This is a genomic window from Tardisphaera saccharovorans, from assembly GCF_046635845.1.
GTDB lineage: Archaea > Thermoproteota > Thermoprotei_A > Marsarchaeales > UBA168 > UBA168.
Genome location: NZ_JAQQXN010000002.1, coordinates 84,485 through 108,364 on the forward strand (window position 1 = coordinate 84,485; position 23,880 = coordinate 108,364).

Annotated in this window: 19 protein-coding genes, 1 tRNA gene and 2 rRNA genes; 4 read left to right on the top strand and 18 right to left on the bottom strand. The window is 52.2% G+C overall.

Annotation, left to right across the window (positions count from 1 at the left end):
* The first annotated feature begins 16 nt into the window (after positions 1–16).
* Positions 17–577, top strand: a complete 561-nt coding sequence (locus tag PRZ02_RS03810; protein ID WP_449464529.1) for a multiprotein bridging factor aMBF1 — start codon at positions 17–19, stop codon at positions 575–577.
* Here PRZ02_RS03810 and PRZ02_RS03815 read toward each other — a convergent pair.
* From PRZ02_RS03815 to PRZ02_RS03850, 8 genes are all read right to left on the bottom strand, one after another.
* Positions 534–1,214 (bottom strand): HD domain-containing protein, encoded by a 681-nt coding sequence (locus PRZ02_RS03815; RefSeq protein WP_449464530.1) that lies wholly within the window; start codon positions 1,212–1,214, stop codon positions 534–536. The two genes, PRZ02_RS03810 and PRZ02_RS03815, sit on opposite strands and share 44 nt — an antisense overlap.
* The gene (locus PRZ02_RS03820) at positions 1,097–1,699 is read right to left on the bottom strand and encodes a hypothetical protein (RefSeq protein WP_449464531.1); all 603 of its coding nucleotides are present in this window, start codon (positions 1,697–1,699) and stop codon (positions 1,097–1,099) included. The genes PRZ02_RS03815 and PRZ02_RS03820 overlap by 118 nt, the downstream gene beginning before the upstream one ends.
* Positions 1,650–2,207: a tRNA (cytidine(56)-2'-O)-methyltransferase gene (locus tag PRZ02_RS03825; protein WP_449464532.1), complete on the bottom strand. Its 558-nt coding sequence runs from the start codon at positions 2,205–2,207 to the stop codon at positions 1,650–1,652. Before PRZ02_RS03825 ends, PRZ02_RS03820 begins: the two co-directional genes overlap by 50 nt.
* Before the next feature lie 41 nt (positions 2,208–2,248).
* Positions 2,249–2,334, bottom strand: a tRNA-Ser gene (locus tag PRZ02_RS03830).
* Positions 2,335–2,381: 47 nt separating this feature from the next.
* On the bottom strand, positions 2,382–3,938 hold the full coding sequence (locus tag PRZ02_RS03835) for a B12-binding domain-containing radical SAM protein (RefSeq protein WP_449464533.1): 1,557 nt from the start codon (positions 3,936–3,938) through the stop codon (positions 2,382–2,384).
* Positions 3,939–3,943: 5 nt separating this feature from the next.
* Positions 3,944–4,342, bottom strand: a complete 399-nt coding sequence (gene tnpA / locus PRZ02_RS03840) for an IS200/IS605 family transposase (protein ID WP_449464534.1) — start codon at positions 4,340–4,342, stop codon at positions 3,944–3,946.
* A 393-nt stretch (positions 4,343–4,735) separates the two neighbouring features.
* Entirely contained in the window at positions 4,736–5,683 is a 948-nt protein-coding gene (locus tag PRZ02_RS03845; protein WP_449464535.1) for a TIGR00269 family protein, read from the bottom strand.
* 1 nt (position 5,684) lies between these two features.
* Positions 5,685–6,839, bottom strand: a complete 1,155-nt coding sequence (locus PRZ02_RS03850) for a site-2 protease family protein (protein ID WP_449464536.1) — start codon at positions 6,837–6,839, stop codon at positions 5,685–5,687.
* Between the two features lie 67 nt (positions 6,840–6,906).
* On the opposite strand from PRZ02_RS03850, the gene PRZ02_RS03855 reads away from it, so the two are divergent.
* Positions 6,907–7,275 (top strand): Rieske 2Fe-2S domain-containing protein, encoded by a 369-nt coding sequence (locus tag PRZ02_RS03855; RefSeq protein ID WP_449464537.1) that lies wholly within the window; start codon positions 6,907–6,909, stop codon positions 7,273–7,275.
* A gap of 18 nt (positions 7,276–7,293) precedes the next feature.
* Here the strand turns inward: PRZ02_RS03855 and PRZ02_RS03860 are convergent, their stop codons facing one another.
* The 3 genes from PRZ02_RS03860 to PRZ02_RS03870 form a co-directional block, all read right to left on the bottom strand.
* Entirely contained in the window at positions 7,294–8,343 is a 1,050-nt protein-coding gene (locus PRZ02_RS03860; RefSeq protein WP_449464538.1) for a hypothetical protein, read from the bottom strand.
* A 69-nt stretch (positions 8,344–8,412) separates the two neighbouring features.
* A 23S ribosomal RNA gene (locus tag PRZ02_RS03865) occupies positions 8,413–11,387 on the bottom strand.
* 161 nt (positions 11,388–11,548) lie between these two features.
* Positions 11,549–13,028: ribosomal RNA gene (locus PRZ02_RS03870) — 16S ribosomal RNA — on the bottom strand.
* Together the 16S and 23S rRNA genes form the textbook arrangement of a ribosomal RNA operon.
* Positions 13,029–14,252: 1,224 nt before the next feature.
* On the opposite strand from PRZ02_RS03870, the gene PRZ02_RS03875 reads away from it, so the two are divergent.
* Positions 14,253–14,873, top strand: coding sequence for a phosphoribosyltransferase (locus tag PRZ02_RS03875; RefSeq protein ID WP_449464539.1), 621 nt, complete (start codon positions 14,253–14,255; stop codon positions 14,871–14,873).
* A 94-nt stretch (positions 14,874–14,967) separates the two neighbouring features.
* On the opposite strand, the gene PRZ02_RS03880 is transcribed toward PRZ02_RS03875, so the two are convergent.
* The 4 genes from PRZ02_RS03880 to PRZ02_RS03895 all read right to left on the bottom strand — a co-directional run bounded on the left by PRZ02_RS03880 (position 14,968) and on the right by PRZ02_RS03895 (position 20,079).
* The gene (locus tag PRZ02_RS03880) at positions 14,968–15,837 is read right to left on the bottom strand and encodes a prenyltransferase/squalene oxidase repeat-containing protein (protein WP_449464540.1); all 870 of its coding nucleotides are present in this window, start codon (positions 15,835–15,837) and stop codon (positions 14,968–14,970) included.
* Positions 15,838–15,923: 86 nt separating this feature from the next.
* On the bottom strand, positions 15,924–17,276 hold the full coding sequence (locus PRZ02_RS03885) for an APC family permease (RefSeq protein WP_449464541.1): 1,353 nt from the start codon (positions 17,274–17,276) through the stop codon (positions 15,924–15,926).
* A gap of 195 nt (positions 17,277–17,471) precedes the next feature.
* A complete protein-coding gene (locus PRZ02_RS03890; protein ID WP_449464542.1) occupies positions 17,472–18,428 on the bottom strand; it encodes an AIR synthase related protein in 957 nt (318 codons plus the stop codon).
* Between the two features lie 67 nt (positions 18,429–18,495).
* Entirely contained in the window at positions 18,496–20,079 is a 1,584-nt protein-coding gene (locus PRZ02_RS03895; protein ID WP_449464543.1) for a hypothetical protein, read from the bottom strand.
* A 182-nt stretch (positions 20,080–20,261) separates the two neighbouring features.
* Between PRZ02_RS03895 and PRZ02_RS03900 the strand changes: the two genes are divergently transcribed.
* Entirely contained in the window at positions 20,262–21,038 is a 777-nt protein-coding gene (locus PRZ02_RS03900; protein WP_449464544.1) for an alpha/beta hydrolase, read from the top strand.
* Here PRZ02_RS03900 and PRZ02_RS03905 read toward each other — a convergent pair.
* From PRZ02_RS03905 to PRZ02_RS03915, 3 genes are read right to left on the bottom strand one after another with little or no spacing between them, the layout of a single operon-like run.
* Positions 21,006–22,049 (bottom strand): Gfo/Idh/MocA family protein, encoded by a 1,044-nt coding sequence (locus PRZ02_RS03905; RefSeq protein ID WP_449464545.1) that lies wholly within the window; start codon positions 22,047–22,049, stop codon positions 21,006–21,008. The two genes, PRZ02_RS03900 and PRZ02_RS03905, sit on opposite strands and share 33 nt — an antisense overlap.
* A gap of 39 nt (positions 22,050–22,088) precedes the next feature.
* A complete protein-coding gene (locus PRZ02_RS03910; RefSeq protein WP_449464546.1) occupies positions 22,089–22,439 on the bottom strand; it encodes a hypothetical protein in 351 nt (116 codons plus the stop codon).
* A gap of 41 nt (positions 22,440–22,480) precedes the next feature.
* Positions 22,481–23,806 carry an APC family permease gene (locus PRZ02_RS03915; protein ID WP_449464547.1) on the bottom strand — a complete coding sequence of 442 codons (1,326 nt, stop codon included), beginning with the start codon at positions 23,804–23,806 and terminating at the stop codon, positions 22,481–22,483.
* Positions 23,807–23,880 lie beyond the last annotated feature (74 nt).

Genomic DNA, 23,880 nt, shown 5'->3' on the forward strand with positions numbered 1-23,880 from the left:
ACTGGATGTATTTTTCATGGATTTCTGCGAAATATGTGGGGCGCCCATAAGGGGAAAGCCCTACATTGTTTACATAGAAGGAGCCAAGCTTAAGGTATGCGAGAAATGCGCTAAGAAGGCAGACTCCATAATCGAGAAGCCCACGGCTCCCCAGCCCGTGAAGACCCAACCCGCAAGACCGTTTGCATCGCAGCCCAGCCACGCAAGGAGCCCATCTCATAATCAAGGCCTAAGACCTAGGCCTAGGCCCCAAGCTCCCGTGCCCCAAGACACCATATTGGACGAAAACTACGGGGAAATCATAAGGCGCGCCAGAGAAGAAAGGGGAATGACGCCAGAACAACTAGCCAAAAAGCTCAACGAAAAAGAGTCGGTCATAAGAAGAGTCGAAGAGGGGAAGTTAAGACCACCCGAGCTTCTCATAAATAAGCTGGAGAAACAGCTCGAAGTGAAGATAAGGGCCTCTCCTCCTCCTTCTCCTGTCTCGCCCAAAGCGAATAACGATGGAATAACACTAAAGGACGTGGCGAAGCTCAGAGATGAAGCTCGAGCCTATCGTTGCTCTTCCATCCTATGAGCGATGGCACCGACGATTTCTCGTAGATCTCCCGCATGTCTTCTATCAGCTTTTTAGCCATATTCCATTGTACAGAGCCCTTTCCGAACTCCCTCTCGAACCTTGCCAGCACGTGATCGGGTCCCAATATGGACGTACCCTCGACCAGTTTATCGGCAAAGGACACTATCTTTTCTTCAATGGTTTGTGGCACGTAAGCCCTTTTGGGCAAGCCAAGCTGCACTGCCTGTTCCTCCGTTATCCCCGCGCCTACGTGCCTTTCCACGGCCAAGAGGAGCTGCCTTGGATATCCAAGCCCTTCTAGGTACTCTGCTCCTTTCACGGCGTGCGCCACTCCCTTGGTAAACGCCCTCCCTACGTCATGAAGAAGGGCTGCCTTGACGGCTAGGTCCTCATCAACACTAAGCCCGAGCCCCTTGGCAGACTTCACCAACTCATAAGCCACAAACGACGTGACGAGGCAGTGGGCTACGACCGCGGAGTTGGCCCCCGCGCGCTTTAATACCCCTAGGCCCTCCTTCACGATTCCTTCCTTTGCCCTGATATACTCTCCAATAGCTGGGTAAGCCGGGATATCTCCGACCTTAGCCTCTCCACTACCTCCTTGTTGTCTTGGGCCTGAAGTTGAGTCCCACAATCAGTGCACCTAAATCCATATTCCAGCGCCTCCTCAAAAGTGTAGCGCTTTCCGTCCTTCGGACAGTAAAAGAAGGAATGAGATGTCTCGTATTGAAGCCTCTTGTTCAGTATTTCTATGACCTTCTTGATGCGCTGCTGTATGAGGTAGTTTATGTTATTCATGTCAAGTTTCCAAAAGTAGGCGTACCACTTCTGGTTTGGTATCTTTCTTTTCTCGAAGGTCACCATTCCGTTGGCGTAGAGCTCGTTGAGCTCAGTTCTCACCGTGTTGACCTTAACGCCTATGAGCGCCGCCAGGTCATCATCGGAGACGGCTTCGCCGCTTTCCAGGTTCTTTATTATCCCGCTTATGACGGGGTTTCCCTTAGAGTGAAGAAGTATTGGAACGAGCTCCTCTATGGTCTTAGCGTCAAGGCCAACTTGGCCGGTCTTCTCAGCGGACTTCTCGCTGGACGCTTTCCTTGTCCTGCGCTTTGACGACAATTTTTCCATCCTTCGAAGGCAATATAGTTAGGAATGCGCCATTAAACCTTTTCATAAGCTCCCGCCCCTCGAACAATCTGTCCAAGAAGACCGCCAAAGCGGCCACTTCAGAGTGAGGTTGATGGCCAACCGCAACGTTATAATCAGCTAGGTCATACACGTCACGAGGAACCTTTGAAGAACCCACGAAAACCATGACGCTTTCCTCGGCACTTATCTGACCAATGATTGATTGAATGTCCTGCCCGTACATGGTAAGGTGAACCAGTTTTCCTCCCGCTTGTTTCCACTTCTTTATTTCCGCGGCGTAGTCATCTATCCAGCTTACCCAGAAATCACCGCCCCACGTCTTGTTAACATGCACCAGGGAGCGAATCAAGGAGGGATCGCGCTCTCCGTAAACATACATGCCCTCAGCGCCAAACGCCCTAGCCACAAGCCCAACGTGGGTGCTTATCCTCTTATCCCTGTCTCTCCTATGCCCATACCTGAGGACCACGACCCTCATAGTCATAACCGCTCATCCGCCTAAGAGCTTTCTCATATCCGCGCCGGGGACGGGATTTGAACCCGTGCGGCCACAAAGGACCACGGGCTTAGCGAGCCCGCTCCATACCAGGCTAGGAGACCCCGGCATGAAAAAAAAGCACCTTTAGTTTTAAGGGTTTAGCCCAGATCGAGCCTATCCAGGTATGTGGAATGCCTTATCCACGTCAAAACCCATGCTCTTTCCCCACTTCTCCATGTAGTGGAGTATTATGAAGGGCCCTATGGAGACAAGCGCCCTAAGCACCGGGCGCAGGTAAGGTGGCACCGACTTCACCGCTTGACTGAAGTACATGGCCTCCTTCGCCGTGTGCCTCCAAGTCCTGTAAAGCAGCGCGAAGCGAGCCTCGGTCATCTCCTTGCCGACGTCGAAGAACTGCTCGCCGCTTAGGACGGCCAGCGGCACAAAGGAAAGCGGAACGGCCACGAAATGCGCCTTGGGCCCTATCTTCTCTGGAAGTTCCCTCTCCATCTTATCAATGAGCCTAACGCTGTCCCAAACATCCTCTTCGGTTTCTCCTGGAAGGCCCATTATCATGGTGTAGGCCGGGAACCAGTAGTTCTCGTTAAAGGTCTTGGTGCCCTCGAAAACCACCTTTTCCCACTCAGAGGGTGAGAAGGGAAGCATCTTGTTCCTCATATACTTCGCGAGAAGCTCTCCCGAAGCGGTTTCGAGACCGGGCTGTATCCCTATCCAGTTATCAGGACCCGCCTTAAGCACCGGAGAAAGCCTTGGCAGCAGCTTCTCATCGGCTATCACTGGTGCTATGGTGCCATGAGTGGGGTTGCTGTGGGTAACACCCTTGAAGGACATTATGGCCTGGAACATCTCAACTATGGCGTCAGTGTTCGGATAGAAGTGCCTCTTGTCCTCAAGTTTGTACAGGAATATGTCGTCGCTGTGCGCCCAAATGGCCGGCTTCCCTCCCTTAACGTTAACTTCGACCTCCTTCATTATCTTTTCAAGGTCCATGTACCTTGCGCTTCTCACGTTCGGCGCGCAAAATTGACACCCCCTTCCGCAGCCCCTCATAACCTCAACCATCCCGTTCATGGCCGGATTGACTATGGGAGGTATGTCTTCGACCTTGGGCCACCCAAGCACCTTGTAGTTCTTGGGAAGCGACCCATCCTCGGCCTTCTTGAAAACCTCAACGGCCACATGGTCAAGCTCTCCCTGAACTAGGTTATCTATGGGAAGGGTCTCAAGCATGTCACGCCTCGTGTCCAGCTGCCAAGCTCCTGGACCCCCAACCAATATCTTCGCGTTCTTCCCCTTGGCTTTCCTTATGGCGTCGGCCTGCTGCACAAGCTCAAGAAACCTCTTCTTAGTGTAAGACGTGAACTGCCCGCCGAAAGTGAACATCATGGTGACGGGACCAAGACCCAAGGGATCCATGGTTGATATGCCGATTATCTTCGTCCTCTCATCAACGAACTGCGACAGGTGGTCGGGATCCGTCACGACAATATTCTCGCTGGGGAAGCCCTTGAGAAGTGCGGCTTCAAGCTTTCTAATACCATAAGGAGCGTAAATGGCGACGCCGTTCCTTGTGGGAAGCGGCGTAGCTATGAAGTCAAAGAGCCTTTCTGGCACCCTTTCAACAGGTGCGCATCCGAAGAAATCGGCAAGTGGTATGTTCCTGTACTCGCTCATCATCGTCTTATCTGTTGTGAGCACTATCTCTGGCAACTTAGTCACCTCGAGTGTTTGGCCTTGATGCTGCGCTTCTTCTCGCTGACCCAGCGAGAAAGCGATCCCAACGTGGTTTCATCAACCCTCTGATTGTAAACCACGTAATCCCTGGTCCAGAGCGACGGAAGCTTCTTGAGCTCTGGGAAATGAGACCTTAAGGCTCCAGACGTCCTCGCCTTAATGTGAGCAAGAGCGTTATGTGGGGCGACCTTCGGGTCAACGCCAAGCTCCAGGTAGACGGCGTTCGGGTATATTATGCGCTTCCCAACTTCAAAGCCCTTTTCCGTTGCGGCGTCGTTTATGAGCTGCTCTAGCTTCTCCCTTATGCTTCCCACCAGCACTGATTTCCTTCTCTTGGTCTCCCAGAAGAAGGAATACCACAGCCTCTGTTGATATACCAAATTTATCGACAACATTATAACGGGCTTTTATAAGCGTATCTATCGTTTGGCGGCGGCCCTGAAGGTGCCAGGCAAGGCCCGACGCTTGGATCGCGGATGAGCTTGCCCATCACCCCTGAACGACCGAGTTCGCCGGTGTGACTGCTCCCTTCCGGGCCTAGTCCGTTCCCGGCGGCTAACCCGCTTCCCTTCCCTCCGGAAGGGAACTCGGGCCCTCGGCCCCCAGGGGGTAAGGGTTCATCGCCCATTTGGCCCGCTTTCCTCCCGTCGGCCCCGCCTTTTACACCCCCAGTTGCTGGCCCCAGCTGATGCCCGTTGCTGGCTGGGGAGAGGGCAGGCCTCCGACCCTACCCGCCGCCAATACTTACCCAACCGAGTTTAAAAAGGCCGCGCTCAGCGCTCTTGGTTGGCCCCGATTAGAGCTCCCTTGACCGAGAAGTTGATCTCGCAAACCCTGCAGTATTTCCGCCCTCCAGATGTGGGATACCCGCAGCTGGCGCACCGCGCTCTGCTGAGCCCTTTTCCTTTATCTTTTAGCTCGTCGCCAAGCCTCACAAGGCTATCGCGCGCCGCAGGGTGATCCCTTACCAGTATGTCAAGAAAAGACCTCACTTCATCTCTAAGAGATAGGCGAGCGTATGGGCATTCCTCCTCCTCGGCCGGTATCCCCATGAGGTAAGCGTAGAAGGCCGCCTCCCTCTCGGTTACCCTCCTCATGGGCTTTATCCTGGGAACGTAGAAGGCCGCCAACTCCTCCGCGTAGTTCTCAGAGCGCCTTAAGGCCTGCGAATCACCTCTTATAACGTTCATCAGCACGGTTTCTGCCTCATCGTCCAGGTTGTGGGCTATGGCCAAGTAGTCAGCCCCAAGTTCTTTCGCGTAGTCGTTTAACGCCCTTCTCCTGAGAACGCCGCATATGCTGCAGGGCTCCTCCTTTCCCTTAAGTGCCACGACCGCTTCATCAAGAGTGAAACCGTACTTCTGCTTAAAGCTCCTGAGCTCCCACTCTATTCCCCTCTCCTGAGCTATTCTTCTTATCAGGTCAAATCTCCTTCTCCTGTACTCTCCCCCCTCAATTCCCTCATCAACGGTAAGCGCTATGAGCTCAACGTCGTACTCCCTTTCCACCCTCCAGAGCAAGTCCATCATAACGAGACTGTCCTTTCCTCCCGATATACCCATGGCTATTCTGATGTGGCGCTTTTCCTTCCCTATCCCTTCACCCCTTATCTCCTTTCTTACCCTGTCTTCCAATCCTTCCCTGAAATGCTCCTCGCATAGCGCTGTGCCCGACCTCCTATCAACGTAAACCGCGGGCCTTCCGCACTTCTTGCATTCCATTTTAAAGTAAAGTCGAGGCGGAAAATATCAGGTTTGCGAGCAGCAACCCGATGGCGAGGGTTTCGAGCGAAAGCGCGATGCCGTTTCCAAGACTGGACGGCAGCCCCCTTTCCTTTAGCGTGGCCACGATCTCCTTAAAGAACTGGTCGCCGTCAAGCAGAGGTATGGGCAGGGCGTTAAAAATCCCAACGTTAAGGTTTATGAACCATATCCAGAAGCCGTAAGTCTGAAGCTGAAGCCACGCGCTGGTGGAAAGGCCAAGGTAAGCGCGCGGAGTGAAGAAGGGCATGCTGCTGAGCTCAACCCCTATGAAGCCCTTATCGCTTGATCCATAAGCGGTGGGCACGCTGCCCAACTTTCCGGTCAGGTTGCCGTGATTTGTTACAATGGTTATGAGCTGTCCTGGGTGCGTTTTGGCCAGCACCGCCGATAGTGCTGAAAGCGTACCCGTGGCCGTGTTGTTCAAACCATATATGAGGTAACCCGCCTTGATCCCAAGGCTAGACGCCAAAGTGCCCGGTATAATGCCCTGCACGACCACAGCGTTTGGTGAGCTGGGATATCCATTGAGAAAAAGCACGAGCAGCCCCAAGACTATTCCCGCCGTAGCCAAGTTAGCCATGCTGCCGGCCGCGAGAACCCTTAGCTTAGAGCCGTGGGAAGCTTCCTTGAACGATTGCTCGTCGGGCTCGGTGAACGCGCCTATGGGAAAAGCGAGAATGAATATGACCCCGAGCTTGTTCACCTTAACTCCGCCGTTTCTAGCTGCCACGGCGTGAGAGAACTCGTGAACCACCACAGTTACTGCAAGCGCCACAAGTCCTGGAAGGAGAGGTATCGTCAGACCCGGCACCACGGGCATAACCGTGGCCTGCGGTTTTACCGCCATTAGCCCCTTTGCAAGGTCCCCCCCGAGAAGGTATATGGCCGCGGCGGTGCTGGCCGCAAAAACCGCGACACCCAAAGTGAACCAGCCCTTCCATACCCTCTTGGCGCTTCTGGATATCCTGTCTATGAGCTCGTTAAGGGCAGCTGAGCTGTAGATCGCGTAACCTGGTCCCAGCTTCAGGCCGCTTGGTTTTTTCAGGTAGCCAAATATCCAAAGAGCTGCGGTCACGGCCAGAAACCCAGCCAGCCACGCTACGTAACCTTGCAAGCTTCTGTCCCCTTACGTGACTTTTAGGGTCACGTTTAAACGTTTTTCACGCCCCCATAAACTGCAAATGCATGTAGGCATAAGCTCCAACTTGGTAAGAAGAAGAGGTTGGATAATCACGGTTATCAGCGTAAGCAAGGTACCAGTACCAGTGCTTATAGTGCACGATAAGGCAAGCGACCGTTTTTACGCAATGGATGGGGTGTGCGCCCACTTTGGTTGCGGATTGCTAACCGACGTGCAAGGACTTAGTGCCCGCTGCCCAATACATGGAGCCGTATACGACGTCAGGACGGGCAATCGCGTGACCGAACCCAGCTCAAATCCGTCCTCGCCATGTGGCTTCTGCGCCGGACGCATACCGCTGAGGACCTACGCAATCCCTGGTGATAACGGCGCCCTGGACCTAGAGGTAGAGAGACGGTTTACCGCGTAAGACCCCGCACGCGGATCATCATCGCGAAAACGCTCGCCAGCGGAGTATGGCCGCTATTCCTCCCAATCCCTGCAGCTCAGCTCCTCCTTCCTCCGAGATTATCTCCACCGTTCCCCCATCGCGTTCCACGTCTTCCACTATATCCATCAGTTTTTCTGGGGGATCCTTAAGCAGCTTTGTGCTGAGCAGCAGCACTTCAACCATGCCCTGTTTTGCGGACTCGGCAACGGCCTCTACTCCAACGGCAACGCCCTTGCCTTGGGAAAGCCTATCGAACACCTCCTTTATGAGTTCCCTCTCCTTAGCAACCCTTAGCTTTGAAGAGTATGCACCAAACTCCGGGTTATCCCTCAGAAGCTCGAGCCCCTCCTCCCCGCCGTAAGAAGAAACCAGATGATTAAACCTCACGGACTTAAACGGCCCACGGCTTTCCACCGAGCGCTTGAACTCATCCAGCACCACGCTCGGTCCCGTCACTATCACCTCGTTCAGCTTCCTCTTCTGCAGCTCTGATAAGAGGATCGATCCCACTTCCGAAAAGAACTCGCCGAGGTGGGCATCCTCTTCCTCCCTCTTTGCCCTGAGCTCCGTTATCTTCTCGAACCCATATGTCCAGAGCGCCGCAAGGGCAGCTGAACCCATGTCAATGGAAAGGATGAGCGCGTTGGCCTCCGTGCTTTCATTGGCGCTCATGAGCTTTCTCTCCAGCGGATCAAAGGGACCGTCCTTTCTTATTTCCACCTCGTCTCCAACGCCAACCGATATGGATTGGTGCTCACCCTTCTGGGCTACCCACTCCATTCCTCTTTCAATTCCCACTATCCTCCCAAGAAACCTCATGGAATCCGTGAAGGGTTGGAACTCAACCCTTTCCACTTCTATGGCCAAGCTCAGCGATATCCTGCGCTTATCCCTCACATCTCCTCCTTCGTCTCTCAACTTCAACTGCCTCGTCGTCTTGCCGACCAAAACGTAGCCGGGTTTGACCACGAAGCTCAGTTTCCAAAGGTCGTCAAAGCTCTCGACCTTTATAACCACATCGCCTTCTCCTTTTTCTTCGGATTTCAAGAACCTCACCTTGCTAACGCCGTGAATGGCCGATATTTCGCCCGACGCAGGCTTTCAAACGCAACCTCGAGCTAACTGCCCTCGGACTATTGGGGGCGGCAGGCTGAAAGCCTCGGCTTGCGCCTCGGCTCTTACACCTCCGCTCCATCAAACCCATCTTCTATGGGTGTCCTTGTGCCTGACGGCATGGTCGCCTATTTTCGGGATGGGCTTCCCGCTTAGATGCACTCAGCGGTTATCCCGCATGGCGTAGCTGCCCGGCAATGCCCTGTCGGACAACCGGTAAACCAGAGGCCACGACGCCCTGTTCCTCTCGTACTGAGGGCGTCTTCCCCTCAGGCGACCAGCAACCCTGATAGGAGGAGGCCGACCTGTCTCACGACGGTCTAAACCCAGCTCACGATCCCCTTTAACGGGCGGACAGCCCTACCCTTGGAGGCTTATGCACCTCCAGGATGGGAAGAGCCGACATCTAGGTAGCAAACCGCGGGGTCGATGGGAACTCTCGCCCGCGACGACTCTGTTATCCCCGGGGTAATTTTTCTGACATGTTCGGCCCCCAGCGAGGGGGACACGGACGTTCGCTAGGCCAAGCTTTCGCTCTTGGATCCCTTGCCGTTGAGGATCCAATCAGGCTGGCTTTTGGCCTTGCCCTCTACGGTGGGTTTCTAGACCACCTGAGCCAACCTTTGGGCGCCTATGTTTCTTTATCGTAGGCGTGCCGCCCCAGCCGAACTACCCACCTGCTGGTGTCCCCTTGCGGGTAAGGGGCGCAATTGTGGAAGAACGGTGTTCCATTGTCGCTTCAGCCTTGCGGCCACATTGCTCCCGTCTGCGCTCTACATCCACAACCGCACCTCAACAACAGGCTGTAGTAAAACTCCACGGGGTCTTTTCTCCCAGTCAGGGTTTCCTGGTCTATGCGCCAGGTCACGTAGCTTCGCTGGGCTCCGGGTTGGGACAGTGGGGACCTCGTTGATCCATTCATGCACGTCGGAACTTGCCCGACAAGGCATTTGGCTACCTTAAGAAGGTCAGAGTTACCTCCGGCTTTAAGCGGCGCTTCGCCCCGTTGTACCGGGGTTTGACGTCCCGCCATTGGCCAGGATTCAGCCCCTGTTCTCGACCTTGCGGTCTTGCAGGGACCTATGTTTTTAGTAAACAGTCAGGTCCCCCTAGTCACTGAGACCTGAAGGGCCGGGTTGCCCCAACCCCCCAGGCACCCCTTCTCCCTAAGTTACGGGGCCAATTTGCCGAGTTCCCTAACCCAGACTCACCCAACACACCTCGGGCTTCTCACCCAGGGGCACCTGTGTCGGATCTCGGTACGGTCGTGACGTCCTCACCGCGACCCTTTTCATGGGCCCTAAGACTTGACCGAACCACCCTTGCGGGCGGCCTTACCTTGTTCGCCGGGATCTAGCCATTACGGTATTCCCCCGGTTTCCAAGGCAAAATGAAGCGACGGCTCCACTCGGCCTATCTCAAGGCGAAGGCGCGGATCAGCGGACTACCACGGTACGGGGATATTAACCCGTTTCCCTTTCGGCTACGCGCGTTACGCATCGCCTTAGGACCGACTCACCCTCGGCCAACGATTGGTGCCGAGGAACCCTTGCCCTTTCGGTGGAGGGGATTCTCACCCCTCTTTGCTGCTACTTCCACCAGGATTCTCACTTCACGCCGGTCCACACGACCTCACGGCCGTGCTTCTGGCCAGCGCGAACGCCTCCCTACCAGCCCGTTTTCGGGCTTCGCGATCTCGGCAGTCGGCTTAGCCCCGTCCATTTTCAGGACCTCACGCCTCGGCGAGTGAGTTTTTACACACTCCTTGGAGGATGGCTACTTCTGGGCCCACCTCCTCGCTGTTTTAGGCGTGAGATGCCTTTACAAGCACTTAGCCGACATTTTGGGGCCTTAATCGCGATCTGGGTTGTTTCCCTCTCGGCCCGCGAGCTTATCCCGCGGAACCCCACTCCGGCCATCTACACCGGTGACGAATTCGGAGTTTGACGGAGGAGAGAAACCTTTCGGTTTCCCTTCCTCTATCGGTAGCTCTACCCCGTCACCAAGCTCCGGCCAGGCTGTGCTGAGACACACTTCGGGAGGAACCAGCTATCACCGGGCTAGATTGGTCTTTTGCCCCTTGACCCAGGTCAGAGGAACAACTTGCAAGTTAGAACCCCTTCGGGCCTCCACCGAGCGTTAGCCCGGCTTCGCCCTGCCCAGGTCAAGCTCGTCCGGTTTCGGGTCTCATGAAAGCGACTTCAGGCCCTTTCAGACCCCGCCCCTCACGGCTTTCACCGCTGCGGGCAAGTCGGTTTCCCTTCGCCTTCGGGGTTTTAACCCCTTAAGCTCGCCGCTTCCATGAACTCCCTGGCTCGTGCTCCTAGACGAACGATGGAACCCTGGAACAGCTCTCCCTCGTACAACCACGTCGCCGTGGCTTCCTTCGGGAAAGCCTACCTTTTGAGCCCCATCGCATATAACCGCCTAATTTCAGGCTCTTTTCACCCCCCTTCCGGGGTACTTTTCAGCGTTCCTTCACAGTACTGCTCCGCTATCGGTCTTGGGGTGTATTTAGCTTTAGAAGTCGCTACCTCCCGTCTTCCCACGACAAAACTAAGCCGTGGTACTCTTGAGGTAACCACGCCCACCCTCCCTTCACCTACGGGACCATCGCCCTCTTTGGTGGGTCCTTCCAGACCGCTTCGGCTCAGGAGAGCCGGGCGCTAACGGCTACCTCACCTCACATCTCTGAGCCCTTACGGGCCAGATTCGATTTGAGCTGTCTCCCTTTGGGTCGCCCCTACTCAGGAGATCCCTGATGGTTTCTCCTCCTTCCCCTACTGAGATGTTTCCGTTCGGGGAGTTCCCCTCCCTCAACGAGATGCGCCGGGTTGTTAGCCCGACGCAGGAGGTCCCATTTGGGCATCCCCAGATCAACGGTTGCATGCACCTACCTGGGGCATATCGCCGTTTGCCGCGCCCTTCTTCGGCACCCAAGCCAAGCCATCCGTTAGGCGGTGTAGCAGCAGAAAGCCCTACTATTGCGCTTACATCAACCTGCGTCAGTCTGGCGTATCAACCATTCACGGCGTTCAACGCGAGGAACTGCTTCCTCGCTCCCGCAATCAGTTCGAGGCCCACGCCCCGGACATCACAATTGAAGAGGGTACCCTTTACACTTCCCTAAAATATTATTCGGAGGTGATCCGGCCGCAGGTTCCCCTACGGCCACCTTGTTACGACTTCTCCCACCTCGTCGACCTCGGATTCGACACCAGCCGAAGCTGATGCCTCATCCGAAGCCAACTCGGTTGGAGCGACGGGCGGTGTGTGCAAGGAGCAGGGACGTATTCACCGCGCGGTGTTGACACGCGATTACTAGGGATTCCAGGTTCACGAGGGCGGGTTGCAGCCCTCGATCCCAACTGAGGCAGGCTTTGAGGATTGCTTCCCCCTTACGGGGTCAAATCCCATTGTACCTGCCATTGCAGCTCGCGTGCGGCCCAGGGGTTTCGGGGCATGCTGACCTGCCGTTGCCTCCTCCTTCCTCCACCTTAATCGGTGGCGGTCTCCTTAGTGTGCCCCTTTAAGGGTTGCAACTAAGGATGGAGGTCTCGCTCGTTCCCGGACTTGACCGGACGTCTCACGATACGAGCTGGCGACGGCCATGCGCCTCCTCTCAGCGCGTCTGGCAAAGTCGTTAGCTTGGCCTTCACACTGCTGTCTCCCCTGGTGAGTTTTCCGGCGTTGACTCCAATTGAGCCGCAAGCTTCACCCCTTGTGGTGCTCCCCCGCCAATTCCTTTAAGTTTCAACCTTGCGGTCGTACTCCCCAGGCGGCGGGCTTAATGGCTTCCCTGCGTTACCGGAGCGGCCCTAAGCCGTTCCGACAACTAGCCCGCATAGTTTACGGCTGGGACTACCCGGGTATCTAATCCGGTTTGCTACCCCAGCTTTCGTCCCTCACCGTCGGACGCGTTCTAGCCGAGCGCTTTCGCCACTGGTCGTCACTCCGGGATTATAGGATTTCGCCCCTACCCCGGAGGTACCCTCGGCCTCTCCCGCTCCCTAGCCCGGCAGTATTTACAGCGCTCCGACACTTGAGATGCCGGATTTCACCATAAACTTACCGGGCCGGCTACGGACGCTTTAGGCCCAATAACCGTCCTGACCACTCGTGGAGCTGGTATTACCGCGGCGGCTGACACCAGTCTTGCCCCCCACTTATTCGCCCAGCTTCTTACACTGGGCAAAAGCAGACCTCAGCAGCCTGCACTCGGGATGGCCCCGTCACGGTTTCCCGCATTGCGAAGGTTTCGCGCTTGGTGCGCTCCGTAGAGCCTGGGCCCTTGTCTCAGTGCCCATCTCCGGGCTCCCGCTCTCACGGCCCGTACCCGTTATAGGTTTGGTGGGCCATTACCCCACCAACTGCCTGATGGGACGCAGCCCCATCCTCGCGCGGACGAAGGCCATTCCCTCCGTCCCTTTCGGTGAGCGGTTCTTCCAAAGCCGCTCGCCTATCGGGGATTATCCTCAGTTTCCCGAGGTTATCCCCGTCACGAGGGCAGGTTAGCCACGCGTTACTGAGCCGTACGCCACGTGCGCAAGGGCGCACGTCGACTTCCATGGCTTAGCCTCATCCCGATAGCAGTCAGGTCCGGCAGGATCAACCGGAGTCGACCGTTTGAAACTTATTTTAGGGGAATTTATGCGGATACCCTCTTCCGATCTGAACCCATTCAGTTCAGGTCGCCATCACCTAAGCGTACTCCATCGCTGGAGGCGGCATCTTCATCCCCGGCCATCCGGCCTTGGTCTTGCCGCACCGCCGCACGATGGAGGCAAGTAAGATTAGTTGGGGGAGATTTAAGCGCTTCCCCTTTTTTCATGTGCATTTTCACCATCCACTCCCAATCCCTTAAGAGCAACTCAGAGAGAGACAGCCTCCATAAAGTCGACCTCTCTGCGTTCTGCAATAGCTGTGTGAGATGAAGTGTTTATCGGGAAGCGGAGGAACTAAAAGCCCATCTTTCCTCTGAAAACCTCAAAACAAGTCCATTCTCTTAGGCCTAATTCAGTGTAATATGGCTTATCTTGCTGATAAAAAAACCGATCAGCGTATAATTATGAAAATCTGCTCTCTCATAACTGCTTTCCAGGATAACCGGCGAATGCAAAGAGGTAAAGAGGCTCCAGCAATACTAAGCCAAAACGAAGTAACGAATTCCCCCTCCGCTTCCAATCCCGCGCATATCGATTGCAGTTGACAAGCTATGCTGTGCACCAATTAAGAGGGACCATAAAGCAGGCCGTACACTTCTCCGCTGATTGCCATTAGTTGATACATAGGGTAGGGCTACTAGCTCCTGAAGGAGTGCATTTGATCTTTTTGATACCTCTGCTATGAAGTACGTCATTACCATATCGAACGCGAAAAGCCCCGACTCCAAGAAGTTGACACAATACTTCAGTTCCATGCTCTTGTTCGAACCTTCTCCTCTCAAAACGCGTTTCCTTAAGTGATAGTACTTTGTCTACGCCGAGCCCTACGGCGACCCCCCCATGGATGTTGCGGCAGGCCTCCTGATCATGATCAATATTCTAAGGTCAACCTCATCGAACGTGACAACGATCCTGTCCGCCTTGGTCAGCTCCCTGAGCTCTTTTATTTTTCCACCGATACCCTCGATTGAGTGTAAAATTTAGCATTACGCTGACTTTAAACATAAACCCGATTCAGCACAACACACCGATAGAAAGCCGGTCACATGCTACCTCAAAATTTCAAGATCAAGCTCTAGCCTGAAGGAAAGGCATTTATTGAAGTGCCGAATATTTCTGTAAAAAAAATTGCCAGCTAAGTTTCCTTGCCGCTTTCTGAGCTGGGAGGAAGTCGAGGAAATGAGCTATAATCTGGCAGAAAAGATAAGGGCGTCAAACTTCAGGCCAGATGTCATAGTTGCGGTGGCCCGCGGAGGCGTGGTAGGTGCAAGGCTCGTTAGCGATATATTGGGCATATCTGATTTCACGTGCCTCAGAATCGCCCACTGGGGAGAAACGGCCGTAAGGGGCAAAGACGCGAGGCTAGAAAGAGGTATCGGTGGAAGCATAACCGGAAAGAACGTACTTTTAATAGATGATGTAACTGACACAGGCAAGAGCCTAACAGTTGCGAAAGCCTACCTCGAGACCCTAGCTCCAGCTGAGATCAAGACGGCCGCTCTTCAATACATAAAGGGATCAAGCTTCATACCTGACTACTATGGAAAGGAAGAAGATGAATGGGCATGGTTCGCGTATCCATGGAATAGGTGGGAAGACCTGAGAAGCCTCACGCTTAGGATACTGGAGGAGGGACGGGGACCCCACGCCGCCAAGGAGGTAAGCGCAAAGTTCCTGGAGTACTATGGAGTAAACGTTAAGCCGGAAATCATCGAAAGGACCTTCGCGGATTTGGAGAACAAGGGCTACGGAAAGAGGGTGCAGAGCTCTTTCATCATGGAAAGCGCGCCAAAGCAGTAACGCTTATCTTAGAAGAGCGGGCGCACCTTTTCAAGCTTTTTTCGATTTATTGGGTATTGACCCTGAGCATTGGCGCTAAGCCACATCGACACAGCTATCTCAACGTGGCGGTCGATAAGTTATCGACCTGGAGCATCCTATCATTCACTTCAAGAAGCTTAAGCGACTCAACGGCGTAATAAGTGTTTTCAAGATTTGATATCCCCATTTCAGGGAAGTACCTAAATCCGCCGTTGCCATTCATAAAACTAAGGACGAAATCCCTCACGCTGTTAGCGCTTGCTATGCCGTAGCCAGTAGCCCTTGCGAGCCAAATTCCATGATAGATATCTGATATGACGGGTGGATACGTCATTGGCCTTTCCGAAAAGCCCAAGCCTTTGATCTCGCACTTTGACAAGAAGTCATGGCATTCTCCAGTAACGTCAAATCCCAAGTTCCAAAGAGAACGGACTGCGTAATAAGTCCCACTAAGCGTGGCCCTCTTAATGCCGTAACCTCCCTCTTCGCTTTCAAAGGCCGCCAGATCCCTGCGCAGCCTATCCACGTCGACGTCATCAAGCATCCCCGTCATCTTAATTACAGAGGTAGCCGCCTCAAAGAGCTCAAGCGCGATCTCGCTTTCGCTCTTAAGCCAGAAACCATGGCTAGAGCTGGAAAGCAGCCAATTCTTGAAGCCCCTTTCGACTACAAAACTATCACTTAGCTCCCCTAATCCCTCTATCACGTAGCGCGCTACCTCGACGCTAGAAAAGGAACCATCTTGCCTCTGCGCTCCCTTAAGATACCTCACTACCTGTTCTTTCCTGGGCACGTCCTGACCTAGTGCCTTCAATATTTTTATGGAGTAAAACGTGTCTTCCACGCTTGGCGTGCCAGCCTCTCTAGCAAAAAAGAAGCCACCATTGTCGAGCTGCCTTTGCTTGACGTAATCCACAGTTAACTGCATGCGAGAAAAATCCATGAGCTTAGCAAAAAAGCGCGTAAAAACGTTTCCACCCAATTCGACAGGAAAAATTTGCATTCTTCGCGATGCTTTAGGCATGCACGTTAAACGAAAACCGCAAAAAGAAACGCAAGAAAAAGGGGGATCACAAGAAAAAGCGCGACGAACGCACCACTAACCGAATAGTAGAGCGTCGCGACAAGCATACCTGAGCCCAACATGGACACGGCTTTACCCAGCCGAGTTACCTTGAAAGCTGCTATCGCTACCACGAGAAGGCTCACCACGTAGTAAAGCGAGTCAACGGCATATGTATACTCCATAATAGAAAAGGTCGATTCTAGGGCATCTCCTCCCCCAAGGACCATTTCAATAACATAGCCTACGATCAAAATCGCCGCGGAGATGCCGGTAACCAAGTACGCCGCGAGGTTAGGGCTTTGTCTGGAGTTCAACTTTGAGAGAGATTTAGGGAGTGCCCCCTCTCTCGCCATGCCGTAAAGCATCCTCGTGACGGAATTCAGCGTGGCCAAATAGCAAGAAAACACGCTCAACAATGAGGTTATTATGAACGCGTAAAGACCAACGCTTCCAAGGTAGCGCTCCACAAAAATGTAAATGGGATTTAATCCATTCGATGCATTTGAAACAAACGATCCTATCTGCCCCTTTGACAAACCCACATCTATCACAAGCGCATATGTTGAAAACATGAAGACCAAACCCATAAAGGAAGTGGCTGAAAGAGTTCCCAGCGGCACGCTTCTCTTGGGATCTTTAGCCTCCTCGGAGAGTTGGGTACTGGTTTCAAATCCCATAAAATACGTAACTGAGAACACAAGTCCACCAGCCAGAGCACCCAGCTCCCCCATGGGCGAGGCCTGGAAAGTCGCACTGGGAGTAAACGGATATGTCGTTAAACCCAAGGGATTTTCAAAAACACTAAGCAACGCAAATCCGAACAAAAGGAGCACTTCAACAGATGTCGTCACCATCTGTAACTTTACGCTTAGCTTTATTCCCAGAAGCGCAGGAACAAGAGGCAGAAGGAGGATGACAGGCAAAAACGGCAGTGGATTTACCCTCAACCCAATCGAGTAAGCGCCCTGCACTGCGAGGTACGAGAAGGCCACCGCAACGGAGGCAGTTGCAAGCAACCCATATAAAATCGAGTAAACGTAACCAGTAAAAGCACCAATGTGAGCGCCAAAGGCGCGACTTGCGTACTCATAAAAACTTGCGGCGTGAGGATAACGCTTAGCCATTACGTAGACCGAAAAAACTATTGCCAACATACCCCCGCTGGTTATCAGCATGGCAAGGGGTGCGGCCGCGCCCGCGCTTCCCATTATGAGCGCCGCACCGGAGGCAACGCTATAAACGGGAGCCTGACCGGCCAATGAGTTAAAGAAAACTCCTGCCGTTCCCAAGACCCCTCTTTTTAGACCATCGGTCACAACCTTCCTCTCCTATGGCTCTTACGCGTGTCGCTGCTGTTGCGTTTCAAGGCTTCTCCACTACCTGATGCGAAACACGGTTTAGGCGCGCCCTTAAGCAAATGCCTTCTCGAAAACCAATTTTCGTTATCCGAACCCTCCAGATGCTAATTAAAGGGCTGTCGCTAAACACGGGTTACAGGGCGCGTCTGGCCACTAAACTAACTGTTCGATCTCATCTTGGGGTATCTCAGAGATCAAACCGCCATATCCCTTACCCCGCAAAAGAAGCCCCTCACCTGCTTTCACGTTCCCGATTACTCTGGCTCTTCCGCGAAAAGCGTCCAATATACGGCTAACGTTATCAGGTTCCGCGGTCAATAATAGAGCTCCGCTAGACAACAGCTTTAATGGGTCAAGTCCCAGTTTTTGACATATAGTTTTTGTCTCCTTCCTTATGGCTATTTTTTCCACGTTAACGTTGAACATGGTGTGCGATGATAAAGCCATCTCCAGGAGGCCCGCTATAATGCCTCCCTCGGTTGGATCGTGAGCTGATACGGCTCCGAGCTGAGAGGCAGCCAAGGCGTCCTCGGCAATGCTCAGCTCGTCGATAAAGCGCTTTGACCTTTCGACAACATCTGCAAGATCGGATATCATACCACCATGATCTAAGGCTATTACCGCGGTTCCTTCTATTCCTGCCTCGTTAATCATGATTATCATCTGCCCCGGCCTTATCCTTTTCACATCTAACAAAGGCCCCTTGGCGATCCCAAAAGTAGATATGCTGACTATGGGAGCGGTGACGGAGGAGGTGACCTCGGTGTGGCCACCTACTATAGAGATGCCAAGCCTTTTTGAGGTCACGTCTATCTCGGCGGTAATCCAGTCAAGAAGTGCCTCATCAAGATATGGCAACAAGATCGTAACCAATGACCACTTTGGCCTCGCGCCCTTTACCGCCACGTCATTAGAAGAGACTTGCACGGCGATCTTTCCGATGTGATTTTTCGCCTCGGTTATTGGATCAGTATGCGAAACCAAATATGCGCCGTCCACGGTCACCACACCGGCATCTTCTCCTATACCGCTTCCGATTATTACGCTGGAATCCTGACTACCAAGCCTATGAAAGAGGTATTTCCTCTGGAAAGATAGAGGGATCTTCACAAGCTAAAGGCATAACTGGCTTTAAGGGCAACCGAGAATACTCGTTGCATGGTAAAAAATTAAAAACTCATGAATCTGATGCTTGGTAAGTCTGAAGCGCTAGCTCAAGCTCATGCATTGCATCGATTATCAGTTGCTGTGCTTGGACCTGGTTAGAGGCAAGCGCGGCGGCGTTGAGGTCAGCCTTGGCTTGGCCTATGTATTTGGTTGCCGCGGGATCGTTTTTCAAAAGACCGACCGTGGCATTTTCGACCGCCCAAGCCGCCTGCAACTTAGGCGTCTCGGGCTTAGGTCCAGCCCTGCTCTGGGCATTTAGCGCGAGAGCATCTTGAAAGTCCTTCATCGCCACCCTGATGTATTGGACCGCAAAGACCAAGTTTTGACTACTTATCGAGGCTGAGTTAACGGTTGCCGTAACCCCTGAATTTGCCGGAATCATGGGTCCTCCAGGCTGTATTGTAGGGAAGATGATGTTCTCAGCGAGAGTCAGGTTGCCCAAGCCTTCCTTATAATCACGCTCGGCCGCGTTGGAAACGAGCAAGCCCATTTTCTGAGTTATCTCGAACTGCCTTTCCACCGTTAAGTTTAGGTGCATAGCTCCCTGAAGCATCTCAATCAACATCGGTCTGGACTTGCCCTGCGAATTTATCAGGCTGATTTCTGCCCAGATTTGCTTTTTCTGCAATGTCACGTTTCTGAGGTAATCGCCTATGGCTTGTTCAAAGGTGGCCGCGTTACCACTAAGCGCGGCTTTGTTAAGCGTATTTACATTTGACTTAAGATCAGCCTCGAGTTTTTTCGCTTGGTTTAAGAGACCATGCTCCGCCAGCGCCGTGAAGTTCACCGCGGGTAGCATGACCTCGGACCAAGTTTTAGTCCTATTGTCAAACCTATAATATGATATGGGTGTAGAATTCGCACCAATCGTTGCGGCGTTTATAACGAACACTCTGTCTACTCCAGGCGCTTGCGTGTTAAAGCCCTCGCTTATCCCGACCGCTGCATCAGATGCAAGCGCTGCAAAGCCCCTTGAAGCGTTAATATCATCAAGAAGTTTTGTAAAATTAACGATGCTAAATCTATTAAAGTTTACTTTGTCCATCATCTTTCCACGCTTAACAATTATAACCTCCCCGTTGTTACTAGAACCCAAAGAGCCCAACGAACTAGCGCTGCTCTTCTGTAGGCTCCCAGACGAAGTCGTTCCTACATGCAACGCAAGTGTACCAACGTTTACGCCCAGAGCGTACACGTCCGCATAATATATACCAGGAGCCACAGGATGCCCTTGGTTATCCCTGTAATTCCAAACCACTGTCCACTGCGTAATTCCTGGCTGAACCTCATAAGGCGCTATTACCATAGACGTCATACCCATGTCGTGAACCTTGCCATAGTCCGATGACCAAACGAGTTGCTTGCCAAGGTAAACGCTGACGGAGTAAAACGGCTGGGATACATATACGGTCACCGGAACATTCCCAGGATTGTCCACGTATATGGTGAAGGTCACTCCAGACGGGGTCGCGGTGTAGCTGGCGCCATAAGTCAGCTGGGTATTTTGCGAGGGACCAAAAGCAAGCGAGTAGCCCGAGGTAACACCCACTAACAGCATAAGGAAAAGTCCCAAGATCTTTGTTTCCATTTTCAATTATAATCCTCGCCCAGATTTATTAGGAACAAGCGCGAAATGCGCGTTCCATTCCTGAAACCGCGCTTTCAAGGTGGGGTTTTGTGAGCTATCCCATGAAGAACCCAATTTCCTCATGGAAGTAGTTCCTTTTTTTTCTAAATGGTTCAAAAGGTTTTTATTTTATACTGAGATTAACATTTATGATTTGTGAAGAAAATCCCTTTAAAATATCTTCAGGAAATGGATGGATATTAGGCATCACGCACAAACCCCGGGAAAAAGCTCCTCTCGTGCTGATGCTCCATGGGTACACTGGGCACCACATAGAGGATCACAGGCTCTACGTCGACATTGCCAGAAAGCTTTGCGCTGAGGGCATAGGCGCGGTCAGGTTTGATTACAGGGGCCACGGCGACAGCTCCGGGGAGTTCGAGGACTTTGACATAGATGAAGCGATAAAGGACGCCGAAAACGCCTTCGCCTACGCCTCTTCCCTTGACTTCGCTGACAGGGAAAGGATTGGATTGCTGGGCCTAAGCATGGGAGGTTATATAGCCGTAAAACTTGCATCGGAGGTAAACGCTAAGTCGATAGTACTCATTTCGCCTGGGTTGCGTATCCCCGCGGTAAACGTTAACGCGCCAGCGCAAGACGGATATACTTATATGAACGCGTTTAGAATAAAGGCCGAAAACGCCAAGAAGGTCATGCAACGCATGAGCGGTGAGGCCTACGAACTCGCCCCGAGGTTAAACCAACCTTTCCTGATAATCCACGCTAAAGACGACCCCGTTGTACCATTCTCGTCATCCGAGGGGTTCTTCGAAAGGCTTGGCAGCAAAAACAAGCGCCTTCTTACTTTTGAAAAAGGAGGACACGTCCTCACCGACTACGAGGTAAGGAAGAGGGCCTATTCAGAGATAGTTAACTGGTTCTCGACGAGCCTACGAAAGAGCAGCTACCAGTTTTTCCGCTAGTTCGAGGTCCAGCATGCCTTCACGCCCACTTGAAACGGTATCTTTGTGCTGTCTTACGGCGTTAAAGAACTCTTCCACCTCAACCTCGAAAGACCACCTAAAACCAACGCGATCGTAAACCTCAGTCTTATCCGGTGTGCGTAGCTCAACCCTTGCAGTTGCGTTCCTAAACAAGAAGATGGGAGGATCCACTCTGAGCACCGCGTTACCCCCAAAACACGCAAAGTAGTACTCCATGAAGTCGCCCTTCCAAGCAGAAGTCAGCTCCATGGTAAGCAAGAACGAACCGTAATCTAGTACCGATGCAAAGGAATTGACCTTTAAATCTCCTCTCTTATCATTTTTACTAATTGACGAAGACGCTATGCGTTTTGGATCTCCAAACAGATACCTAATTGTATCTATTTGGTGAGAAAGAGCTAAAATCCATGCGTAGAGGGTTTTTTGCTCTTCGCTAAACCCCAAGTTTGGATATCTGTATTCAATCGACGGAACTTTCTCATTAGACGTGATATACGGGAATTGAGAGTCCCCCGCAAGCCAATTCCCATTCAGGTAAATAGAGTCAGCCATCACAGGAGCCCCCAGCTGAGATATTAGCCTCTTGGCTAGCCTAATCCCATCATCGTAACGCCTCATGTATCCTACCGAGAGCACAAGACCGCGCTTCTCCGCCTCGGTTACGAGTTCATTCGCATCCTTTGAGTTTGTAGCAAGTGGCTTCTCAACAAATACGTGCTTTCCGTTTTCAAGAGCGAGCTTGGCTATCTCGTAATGAGATGGATCATTCGTGAGCACAAACACGGCATCCACGTCATCGCTACGAACAAGCTCATGGTAATCGCCATACCAGATAGGGATACGCCATAACTTAGCGACCGAGGCCGCAAGCTCAGCCCTTGAATCTGCCAAAGCCACGAGAGACACATCCGCATTTCTGTTAATCGATGGAATGTGAGCGCGCTGCGCTATGAGCCCTGCCCCAACAACTCCAACTCTAATCTTATCCATTTAATGTAAAAATGCGAACAAAATTAAAGTGTTTCCAATTCACGTTTTCGAAAGGTCAACCGAATTTTTGTAACCCTTGGCTATAGCCGAAGCCAACCTCCTTCCCTTCTTGGTTAACGTGTAATATGTTCCCTTCGGCTTACCGCCCATTTCCCTTGACTTGACCTTAAGCCATGGTTTGATCGATGAGGTTACTGATCTCTTCAAAGGACCCTCGTATCTGACCAGATAGCCGCCATCTTCAAGCTGTCTGCATGCCTCTTCTATGGAGCTCTCGTCATAGCTTGGAGCCCACCCGGAATTTCCCAAGAGCCTTCTGGCCATCAACCATGGTGTATCTGGACCAAACTTATATATGTGAAGCAGGATTTTTTTCTGCAGATCTTCCATAGCTAAACTATTGTTGAAGACTTAAATAAACTTGAGCGCCTTTAATCTATCTTTCCATTGCGCTTTTCGAACAACCTTATCTTCTCAGGAACCTCGCGCTTTGCCTCCCTTATCATCGAATAACCCATTATGAGCATCAACGTAGTTATCACCCCTATTATAAGCGCCTCTTTTGGCATACCAAGGAAAACCGTGAGCAGCGCGCCAAAAGTTACAACGGTCAAGTACGGATAGAGTGGCGTTCTAAATGGTGATATAAGGCCCTTCCTACGAAAGTGTATTATTGCAAGAGTAGTCATCAGATAAGAGAAGAGCAGGCCGAAATTGCTTATGGCTACTATGACGTAGACGTTTCCCGCGAAAAGAGTTATAACTCCGATCATCGAAGATATCATAACACCGGTGCTGGCTACGTCTCTTTTTGAGTCGTATTTCGTAGTTATCTTTGGAAGAAGGCCATCCGCACCCATCTGATACAGCATCCTTGACGATGTAAGAATCGTTGCTAGTGTCGCTGAAGTTGTGGCCAGAAGTGCGCCAAAGTCAACTATTAATTTCATAAATTGAGGGGCCTTCGCCAACGAAAGGGCAACTGATAGAGGATCAGCTGATATGGCATAGCTGCTGGTAGGCGCCATCACTACCATAGAGAGAGCAACGGCTATGTAGAGAGCCATACTGATTATAACGGAGTAAACTATGGCCTTGGCCGCTCCCTTTCCTCCGCCCTTAACATCCGAGGCTATCGTTGCCACGCTCTGAAATCCAGAGTAAGCGAAAATTATGGCTCCTGATGACTGGAAGAAGCCATTCACAGGATCCTTCGGAACCTCAAAATGGGAAAAGACGTTTGGTATACGAGTTGAAATGAAAAGCGCAAAAGCTATGAATATCAACAATACCAACACCTTAACGACCACTATATAGAAATCGGTCTCGGCGGCCTTCTTGACACCAATCATGTTGACCACAGTAAGCACAGCAATCAAAAGAATCGCAAGCATCACGGGATCGCCAAGACCAATCAGTCTAACAAGATATGAGCCAAAGCCGAGAGCTATGGCGGATATACTTGTAGCATAGCTGAAATACATAAGTACACCCGTTACAAAACCCATTTGGCTTCCAAATGCCTCGTATGCAAATGAATAAGAGGAACCCTTAGTTTGAGGGAATAAAGAGGTAAGTTCTCCAAGCTCAAATGCTATCACCAGCGAGACGAAGCCCATGTAAATGAAACTCAGAAACGAGTACGCACCATCCAGAGAGAGCACGGTCCCGCTAAGCACAAATATGCCAGCACCTATTATGGCACCAAGGCTTACAGCCGTAGCCTGTGCTACGCTTATCTCTTGCGATTTAGCCATATTTTTGCAAAACATATCCCCTTTAAGCTTGGCCGTATCCTCAGATGCATAACACGTATAAATCGGTAGATGAT

Excerpts from the sequence above, each read along its gene's own strand:
- PRZ02_RS03810 (WP_449464529.1), top strand. The coding sequence starts at position 17 with ATGGATTTCTGCGAAATATGTGGGGCGCCCATAAGGGGAAAGCCCTAC.
- PRZ02_RS03825 (WP_449464532.1), bottom strand. The coding sequence starts at position 2,207 with ATGAGGGTCGTGGTCCTCAGGTATGGGCATAGGAGAGACAGGGATAAG.
- PRZ02_RS03845 (WP_449464535.1), bottom strand. The coding sequence starts at position 5,683 with ATGGAATGCAAGAAGTGCGGAAGGCCCGCGGTTTACGTTGATAGGAGG.
- PRZ02_RS03855 (WP_449464537.1), top strand. The coding sequence starts at position 6,907 with ATGCATGTAGGCATAAGCTCCAACTTGGTAAGAAGAAGAGGTTGGATA.
- PRZ02_RS03875 (WP_449464539.1), top strand. The coding sequence starts at position 14,253 with ATGAGCTATAATCTGGCAGAAAAGATAAGGGCGTCAAACTTCAGGCCA.
- PRZ02_RS03880 (WP_449464540.1), bottom strand. The coding sequence starts at position 15,837 with ATGGATTTTTCTCGCATGCAGTTAACTGTGGATTACGTCAAGCAAAGG.
- PRZ02_RS03900 (WP_449464544.1), top strand. The coding sequence starts at position 20,262 with ATGATTTGTGAAGAAAATCCCTTTAAAATATCTTCAGGAAATGGATGG.
- PRZ02_RS03905 (WP_449464545.1), bottom strand. The coding sequence starts at position 22,049 with ATGGATAAGATTAGAGTTGGAGTTGTTGGGGCAGGGCTCATAGCGCAG.
- PRZ02_RS03910 (WP_449464546.1), bottom strand. The coding sequence starts at position 22,439 with ATGGAAGATCTGCAGAAAAAAATCCTGCTTCACATATATAAGTTTGGT.
- PRZ02_RS03915 (WP_449464547.1), bottom strand. The coding sequence starts at position 23,806 with ATGGCTAAATCGCAAGAGATAAGCGTAGCACAGGCTACGGCTGTAAGC.